Below are 6,951 nucleotides of genomic sequence, written 5' to 3'. Positions count from 1 at the left end.
AAGTGAAAAGTTAGAAAAAAAGTTGGTTTCAAATTATTTTTCTTCTTCTTCCTCCAATTCTTCGGCTAACTCTTCCACTTCTTCTGGTTCTAATTCAATTTCCTTTTCAACTACTTCAACGGTTTCAGGTTTTGGCTTCGATTTTATTATCTTCTTTATTACTTTCTTTTTCTCAGGGACTTCCTTCTCCTTTATTATTACTGTTTCGGTAGGGTAGGCTTTAGTTTCGTATTTTTCTACTTCAGTCTTTTCTACTAATTCAGTATAGCAGTATTTTCTAAAGTATAAGTTTCCCCTTACAATTGCGATAAGCATTGAAGCTATATTTACAGCATCTTGTTCTATTAAATCACCTTCAGAATAATTTTCGTTCATGAACTTTCTTATTTTGTCAGTCCAATAACGCACTTCAGAGCATATATCACTTTCCCTTTTTAGATCCGAACTCATACCCAGCTAACCCCCCTATAATTGCACTTATACTTGTAATTAAGCCGTGGTCTATATTTTTATAAAATGCTAAAGCTCCTAATATAGTTAAGCTTACTATTGCAGTCAGTTTTACGATTGTTGTATTATCGATTTCCATAGTTATCACGGTAGCAACGATATAGCATATACTACTTGAAGGACTTGACCAGGTTGAACTGTTATAGGACTGCTTAATAGATCTCTTGCTATTAATATCCACAATGAAGCGCCTAAAATAGCTAACCCAACTTCTGATACTGTTACAGCTTGTGTTCCATTGTTTGTGAATGTTCTGCTTATAGCGAAAGTGAATCCGTTTTCGTCTCCAGTAAATTGTCCGATATTTGTATCAGAATATGCTAATACCGAATTTGATATTTTATTGTATAGTTTGTAATCATTTGGTGATACGGGGTTAGTTCCACTTCCTACTAATATTCCATATCTGTCTTCTCCTGCTGGTGCATTTGTTTTAAATACACTTACTACATCAGTATTGTTTGATACATTAGCATTATTACCGCTTTGATCTATTAATGTAAAACTTGTATTACTTAAAGCTCCACTTAATAATATAGCCATATTTTTGACCCAGCTTTTGCTCTTAAACCTTAACTTTTTTAATACCTTTCCGTTTTTGTCTTTTAGTTGTATATCTATATAGGCATGTATTCCAGGTTTAGCCATACTTTACCACCTTTAGACTAGGAAGTTAAATATGTATTTAACTATTAATACACTGTTAGATGGTATTGATGGTGCACTTGTTCTTACATCATGCAACAGCATCCAGTATAGGTCTGCGTTAGGATCACCACCACATGAACCGCTATAACCAAGGACAGGTTTTGCTACAAGGCCAAATTCTGTTAATTGTATTGGATTTTGTGTTTTATTAGATATTTGCCTTACTACTGCAAACTCATAGCCACCAGTTATTGGAGTTAGTTGTGATAATGTAGTTCCATAGTAGTGTATATTACCTTCATCTATCCATTGTTGCATTAACATACCAGTTGCAGATACTGGAATAGTTCCTGTTCCTGCAACTATTCCATATTTTCCGTTACCATCTGGTGCTAATACATTAAATAAGTTTCCAATATAAACTGTAGAACTACTTATGCTCATAGCACAAACTGGGCCAGTATTCAAATTACCTTTATATGGTATTCCGTATACTGTTGGTTTCGATCCGTTCATTAATCCATACAGCACATAGGCGAATGGTTGCACCCAGCTTCTGCTTAGATACTTTCTTTTTGCTATTGTTTCGTCGTCTTCATTGCGGACTTCTAAATGAAGATATGTTTTTATGAAATGGTCTTTTGGTTTTCTGTTGTTCTTTATCGAGTTTGCTAAAATCTCTTTTATTTCTTCAAACTTTATTCCACTCACTACTTTACACCTTTTTATAAATTGTATTATTCAGAGTAAAAAACTTTACTTTATGTTAGCTATAACTGTTAAGCCTATTTGGTTGTTTACCATATCTTGGTGCAAGTTAGATAATACTGATACCATCACTAAACCTATCTTGTTGTTTGTCATATCTTGGTGTAAATCAGATAATACTGGTATCATTACTAGACCAATTGCATTACCTAATACATTAGTTCCTCCACTAACTCCTCCAACTGTATTATTAACCGTTGTTTGAATTATAGTTCCAGTTGAAACCAATCCTATTGATGAAAACATGTTTATCATTGGTAGTGTTTCTATACTGTTTAAAGTCGTGGTTCCTATTACATTAGTTATATCTATTTCAGGGTATGATGGAAATCCAGCTATAACAGACAGTCCAATTGAGCTTCCTAATATATCTTCTTCTACTGTAAAGCTTATTTGTGGAAGTTGCGGGGCTTCTGGTGCAGTTGGTTCTACTGCACTCTCTATTTGCAGTTCATTAAAGCTTATGTCTGGTAAGTTGAGCTTTGGAATCATGCTTACAGTCTGCGAAGTCTGTTTAGGTAGTAGTGAATCAATTAGACTTCCTGCTAATGTTCCAAGTAGTGGACTCCATAAAGGACTGGTCAAAGCCGTTAAGAAAGTCTTTTTACTTGGGTCATTAGCGAATTTTTCATAGCTTTTCCAAGTCATTGTTATACTTACATCAGTCAATACTGTTAAGTATATTTTCCGTCTTATGTTCATTATAATGCTGTTCCACCAATTGTTTACTGTGTCGATAAATCCATCTATCCATCCCTTTATTGTATTGTAGATTGACTTTATTACACCTACTATCCAGTTCCAAATAGCTTTTATAATGTTTACGAATGTTGAAGCTATATACTTCAGACCGTTGTAAATCCATTGCAGTGCGCTGTAAATTGCATTAGCTATGCTTCCGAATGTGTTCCATATCCAAGATCCTAATGTATAAAATGCCTTCTCTATCCATTCAGCTATTGTTTTCAGTCCGTTTATTATAGCATTGACTATATCACTTATTCCTGGTATATCCATTTATCACCACTTAGAACAGCTTTATTTTTATGGTCATTTTACCCTCATGGAGTTCGAGATCTATCAGCTTTTTAGCTTGTTCGTTCATTCCTTTGGTTATAGCATTCTTTATATCGTCTGCTGAAAACTCTATTATTACGGTTCCATTTTCCAATCCTGTTTTAGCATTAAGACCACTTGCTTTTAGCTGGTTCAATATTCCGCCTAACAGTCCTTCCATCTATTACCACCTCACGATAACCATATTATCAAATTACTTACAAATAAAGTTGCGTATAATGGATTTTCTCCAGCCCATTGGAAGAATCTTCTAGAGTATTCAAGCACATAGTTCAATATGTTTCTTATGATGGTAAATATTTGAGCTAATACTGTTCCTATTGTGCTCCGAGCTTCTTCTTCTGCTCCAGTAGTTCCAGTCAGCAAAACTGGAAGTTCTTCAGCCATAATCACCACTACTTATAAATGTGAAACTAAAGCTAAAAAGTTTATGGTTAAAAAAAGATTTGATTAAAATATTTTGTTTTAAATGAATCTTCCGAAGAACTCCCTCACTAGAGGCAGTCTCATAGCCATCCTGACGATTCCGTAAGCTACTCCTATTCCGATTATAGCAGTCGCAAGTGCGGTTGCATTGTTAGTTATCCAGTCTCCGATAGCCTTCAGCACACTCTGGACTGCACCAAGGAAGCTGTTTACTACATCGCTCCAAGAGGGAGCCGTAGCCTGAGACATGTTTCATTTCCTCCATTCTCATATTTCTGGAAAAATTTTTTTAAGCTGGAGGTTTATAAATATGGTTGGTGCCGAAATAATGAGCATCAAGACGAATGAAGTAATTGAAAAAACCATAAGACGCTTGAATAACTTAGGGCTAAAAGGTCAAGCTGAAGTTGTTAATGACAATCACTTAATGCTGGTGATAACTGGAGAAAGTATAATAAATACAGTTAAGCGTCTTGTAAGCAAAAATATAACTTACCCAAAAAGCTATATAGAATATAATAAAGAACTCAATGTGTTGGTGGTGCACTTTTGGAAGGGAGAAATGCCCCAAAGTCTGAAGCAGAAGATGTTAGAGCGAATGATAGAGAAGAAATAACGCTCAAAGACATTAAAATAGCTATAAAGATATTAGCTGAATTCATGAACGAATACAAAAAAGCTGAAATATTAATGAAGCGGTTCTCATCTATGGTCGGTTCTAAAAGCACTAGACCCGAAGATAGGCTCATGGAGATGATATTAGCTCAACAAAGAAAGCAGACACAAGCTGAAGAACCTGAAGCAGAAGAAGACTTCGAGCTTTCAGAAGATGAGTTAAAACGGCTGGAAGAACTGAAAAAAAGATATTCAGAATAAAGTATTTTTTTACCTTCCAGTTGGTGCAGTCTCTTCCCCGCTTCTCTCCGTAATCAGTCCAAAGTAGTCGAGCAGATACCTCAACACATCTTCTCTAACTCCAGTTATCTTGACATAATCGCTTATCAATGCTTCTGGGTCAGCACCTTTTGGAATGCTCTTATATGCTTTCAGCATAAAGCTCCTGTAAAGTCCATACTGCCCGTGCGGAACATCTGGGAACTGCTTCTGCAGTATAGTCTTCATCTGCTCATACAGTCTCTTGTATACTCCAAAGCTCTCATTCCACTGTGAAGCTCCGAGTCTTGCCAGAGTTAGTGCAGTTTCTTCCGAAATCCTTCCTATAAGCAGTCTTTCCAATTTACCCTGCATCTTTACCGGAGTAGCCATATTAAATACTCTTTTCCTAGCCATATTTCTCACTCTAAACATTTATAAACAATTTGTGCTTTATAAATATTATGGTGATCTATATAATGTCTGGTCTGGGAGCATTTGTAGAAGTGGTGATTATAATAGGCATATATACGCTTATTGTCATAAGGATATGTTAAAATGCTTTTTGTAAAAAGTGCAAAGAAGAAAAGTGATAAAGATGACCAGACCATTTAGGTCATGGCACTCATATGTTCATTTTACTATTGGTTTCTTTAGTGCTATAATTAGATATAGCTTTCCAATAGCTTCCTTAACAATAGCAACAACTTTTTTCGTCTTTCAAGCTCTCGATAATGAAGATGACACTAAAAACTTGAGCGATTTCATTGAGTTTATGGTTGGTTTTACTTTGGGTTTAACAATTAGCTGAAAAGTAGAAAAAACCAAAAAAAGGTTTAGTTTTTACTTCTAAGTTTAACCGCAAAGAATTTTATCAAGGGGTCTCCGAACATTTTCAACCGCATCATATTGACATTGAATCTTCCTATATCATCTCCACATGCTAATAGCAAAAAGACATATTCCTTCCAGCTTTCTGGTGCTTTATTCAAAAAAATATATACATGCGTCTTCCCATTGGTGCTTTTCCTATATAGTATTTGCTCAACCTTGTAGCCTAGTTTCTCCAAAATCCAGTTCACATATTCTTCATAGTGCGGTTTATTCTTTATCATTGTTTCAAAGTCTTTATCGATATCAACTTTCAATACATTCCAAACAATTCGCATGCTTTTGACTTTTTGGGCTTTCATGTTTTATATTCCCTCCAGTTCTTGATAACTGAAGTTCCATATAGAGGTCTTCCCGCTCTACAATATATTTCGCAGGGAGCGGTTCTGTATTCTGCTCCACCTATTTCATAATCAACACCAAAATTTGCAAAACACCGCTCACACACATCTTGAGCTTCTCTAATTTTGCTTTCAATAAGTTCATGAAAGCATGAGTCTGAATCGCATAATTCCCACTCAGAGCTTCCAACTTCTGACATTCCCTGACTTTCTACATATAAGTTCTTTGAAAAGTGCCTATCCGCTCTAACCGATTTGAAAGTACAGGTTATACAGATATAAAGAGTCCTTACCCTTTTTACAAAACGCTTATTTGCGGGGTTTCTCAAAAAAAGATAATACCTTTTATTTCGGGGATTAAAAAAACCAATTATTTCGTTAATAGTTTCTTCATCGAATAGCAAAATCGCCATCTAAAACCCCTTTATTCCACAGGTCTCATGGTAGTCTTCCCATATATTTCTCTGAAAGCTTTTCTGTATTTACCGTCTTGAACCACAGTTATCGAAGCGATTTTGTTGAGAGCTATTGAATGCTCTTCATTACCGTTTAATATCACCATTCCGAGCTTTCCAATCTCAAGCACTTTTCCTTCCCAGTAATAGCGTCCGACTCTCACCACCACTTCATCGTCTTGACACACCACTAAATAACGCACACCTTTGCACTTTTCGTTAAGCTCTTTTTTTATCTCGTCTGTTGCTTTTTCACTCACCCTTTTATCGCCCTCGTCTTTTCTCTATTTTAGTTTCCAGATTCTTATACTTATACCACTCAGAGATTATCAACCTCAACGCACTTGAATCGTTCAGCTTAAAGCTATTAGCAACCGCCGTTATTATCGCTAATGTTTCCCTATCGAGCGTAAAACACTTTTGAATAAAGAGTTTTTCTTTCTGACCCTCTGACATTTTTAGCACCAGTCAATGTTTATTCAAGGTCAATGTAGATGTTTCCGCTCTTTGATTTTTTCTCGACCACTTTAGCTTTTATCAACTTTCCCTGCTTCAGCAGTTTGCTCAATGCTAACAGCTTTCTCTGGACGATTTTGCTCCCTATCGCTATACTGACATCTTCTCCGTTGACTTTCGCCCATGCTATATTATCGCTCGGGTTGAAATCGACTATTACAATCTCTTTTCCTATCAATTCCTTCAGCAAATACTTAACTCCGAGCCTCTGCTTCAGCAGTTCGCTCTTTAGCTCACTAATAGGAACTATATCCGAGCTATTATCTTCCGATTGGGTCTGAATTTGTTTTTTGCTCATAGTTTTTCCCTCAATTACTATTATATTATCGGATATTTATAAATATTACGGAATACGATCCGATAATTTTACCAAAAAAATGTTAAGCTTTTTGGTTTTTCTTTTCTTCATAATATGCTAAAAGTTCATAATACAGATCAGTTTCATC

The 6,951-nt window shown here is 35.6% G+C and carries 14 protein-coding genes; 2 read left to right on the top strand and 12 right to left on the bottom strand.

Annotation, left to right across the window (positions count from 1 at the left end):
* Positions 1 to 33: 33 nt before the first annotated feature.
* The 7 genes from CBR30_09735 to CBR30_09705 form a co-directional block, all read right to left on the bottom strand.
* Positions 34 to 450 (bottom strand): hypothetical protein, encoded by a 417-nt coding sequence (locus CBR30_09735; GenBank protein ID PMQ00728.1) that lies wholly within the window; start codon positions 448 to 450, stop codon positions 34 to 36.
* Between the two features lie 144 nt (positions 451 to 594).
* The gene (locus CBR30_09730) at positions 595 to 1,158 is read right to left on the bottom strand and encodes a hypothetical protein (protein PMQ00727.1); all 564 of its coding nucleotides are present in this window, start codon (positions 1,156 to 1,158) and stop codon (positions 595 to 597) included.
* A gap of 12 nt (positions 1,159 to 1,170) precedes the next feature.
* Complete coding sequence (locus tag CBR30_09725) at positions 1,171 to 1,869, bottom strand: hypothetical protein (protein ID PMQ00726.1); 699 nt, start codon at positions 1,867 to 1,869, stop codon at positions 1,171 to 1,173.
* Between the two features lie 45 nt (positions 1,870 to 1,914).
* On the bottom strand, positions 1,915 to 2,943 hold the full coding sequence (locus CBR30_09720) for a hypothetical protein (GenBank protein ID PMQ00725.1): 1,029 nt from the start codon (positions 2,941 to 2,943) through the stop codon (positions 1,915 to 1,917).
* Positions 2,944 to 2,953: 10 nt separating this feature from the next.
* A complete protein-coding gene (locus CBR30_09715) occupies positions 2,954 to 3,163 on the bottom strand; it encodes a hypothetical protein (GenBank protein ID PMQ00724.1) in 210 nt (69 codons plus the stop codon).
* A gap of 11 nt (positions 3,164 to 3,174) precedes the next feature.
* Positions 3,175 to 3,390 (bottom strand): hypothetical protein, encoded by a 216-nt coding sequence (locus CBR30_09710; GenBank protein PMQ00723.1) that lies wholly within the window; start codon positions 3,388 to 3,390, stop codon positions 3,175 to 3,177.
* Between the two features lie 78 nt (positions 3,391 to 3,468).
* Positions 3,469 to 3,678 carry a hypothetical protein gene (locus CBR30_09705; GenBank protein ID PMQ00722.1) on the bottom strand — a complete coding sequence of 70 codons (210 nt, stop codon included), beginning with the start codon at positions 3,676 to 3,678 and terminating at the stop codon, positions 3,469 to 3,471.
* Positions 3,679 to 3,739: 61 nt separating this feature from the next.
* Between CBR30_09705 and CBR30_09700 the strand changes: the two genes are divergently transcribed.
* Positions 3,740 to 4,045, top strand: coding sequence for a hypothetical protein (locus CBR30_09700; GenBank protein ID PMQ00721.1), 306 nt, complete (start codon positions 3,740 to 3,742; stop codon positions 4,043 to 4,045).
* A 44-nt stretch (positions 4,046 to 4,089) separates the two neighbouring features.
* Positions 4,090 to 4,305 (top strand): hypothetical protein, encoded by a 216-nt coding sequence (locus CBR30_09695; GenBank protein ID PMQ00720.1) that lies wholly within the window; start codon positions 4,090 to 4,092, stop codon positions 4,303 to 4,305.
* Positions 4,306 to 4,314: 9 nt separating this feature from the next.
* Here CBR30_09695 and CBR30_09690 read toward each other — a convergent pair whose 3' ends face one another.
* From CBR30_09690 to CBR30_09670, 5 genes are all read right to left on the bottom strand, one after another.
* On the bottom strand, positions 4,315 to 4,719 hold the full coding sequence (locus CBR30_09690; protein ID PMQ00719.1) for a hypothetical protein: 405 nt from the start codon (positions 4,717 to 4,719) through the stop codon (positions 4,315 to 4,317).
* Positions 4,720 to 5,138: 419 nt separating this feature from the next.
* Positions 5,139 to 5,495: a hypothetical protein gene (locus CBR30_09685; GenBank protein ID PMQ00718.1), complete on the bottom strand. Its 357-nt coding sequence runs from the start codon at positions 5,493 to 5,495 to the stop codon at positions 5,139 to 5,141.
* Positions 5,492 to 5,947, bottom strand: coding sequence for a hypothetical protein (locus CBR30_09680; GenBank protein ID PMQ00717.1), 456 nt, complete (start codon positions 5,945 to 5,947; stop codon positions 5,492 to 5,494). Before CBR30_09680 ends, CBR30_09685 begins: the two co-directional genes overlap by 4 nt.
* Before the next feature lie 11 nt (positions 5,948 to 5,958).
* Complete coding sequence (locus CBR30_09675) at positions 5,959 to 6,249, bottom strand: hypothetical protein (protein ID PMQ00716.1); 291 nt, start codon at positions 6,247 to 6,249, stop codon at positions 5,959 to 5,961.
* Positions 6,250 to 6,464: 215 nt separating this feature from the next.
* On the bottom strand, positions 6,465 to 6,803 hold the full coding sequence (locus CBR30_09670; protein ID PMQ00715.1) for a hypothetical protein: 339 nt from the start codon (positions 6,801 to 6,803) through the stop codon (positions 6,465 to 6,467).
* Positions 6,804 to 6,951 lie beyond the last annotated feature (148 nt).

The sequence above is a fragment of the Dictyoglomus sp. NZ13-RE01 genome, from assembly GCA_002878375.1.
Lineage (GTDB): Bacteria > Dictyoglomota > Dictyoglomia > Dictyoglomales > Dictyoglomaceae > NZ13-RE01.
The sequence above is the reverse complement of the archived record's forward strand: the minus strand, read 5'-3'. Positions and strand labels throughout refer to the sequence as shown.

Coding starts and splice junctions, on each gene's coding strand:
- CBR30_09720 (PMQ00725.1), bottom strand. CDS start 2,943: ATGGATATACCAGGAATAAGTGATATAGTCAATGCTATAATAAACGGA.
- CBR30_09730 (PMQ00727.1), bottom strand. CDS start 1,158: ATGGCTAAACCTGGAATACATGCCTATATAGATATACAACTAAAAGAC.
- CBR30_09670 (PMQ00715.1), bottom strand. CDS start 6,803: ATGAGCAAAAAACAAATTCAGACCCAATCGGAAGATAATAGCTCGGAT.
- CBR30_09700 (PMQ00721.1), top strand. CDS start 3,740: ATGGTTGGTGCCGAAATAATGAGCATCAAGACGAATGAAGTAATTGAA.
- CBR30_09695 (PMQ00720.1), top strand. CDS start 4,090: ATGAACGAATACAAAAAAGCTGAAATATTAATGAAGCGGTTCTCATCT.
- CBR30_09685 (PMQ00718.1), bottom strand. CDS start 5,495: ATGAAAGCCCAAAAAGTCAAAAGCATGCGAATTGTTTGGAATGTATTG.
- CBR30_09735 (PMQ00728.1), bottom strand. CDS start 450: ATGAGTTCGGATCTAAAAAGGGAAAGTGATATATGCTCTGAAGTGCGT.
- CBR30_09715 (PMQ00724.1), bottom strand. CDS start 3,163: ATGGAAGGACTGTTAGGCGGAATATTGAACCAGCTAAAAGCAAGTGGT.
- CBR30_09680 (PMQ00717.1), bottom strand. CDS start 5,947: ATGGCGATTTTGCTATTCGATGAAGAAACTATTAACGAAATAATTGGT.
- CBR30_09705 (PMQ00722.1), bottom strand. CDS start 3,678: ATGTCTCAGGCTACGGCTCCCTCTTGGAGCGATGTAGTAAACAGCTTC.
- CBR30_09690 (PMQ00719.1), bottom strand. CDS start 4,719: ATGGCTAGGAAAAGAGTATTTAATATGGCTACTCCGGTAAAGATGCAG.
- CBR30_09710 (PMQ00723.1), bottom strand. CDS start 3,390: ATGGCTGAAGAACTTCCAGTTTTGCTGACTGGAACTACTGGAGCAGAA.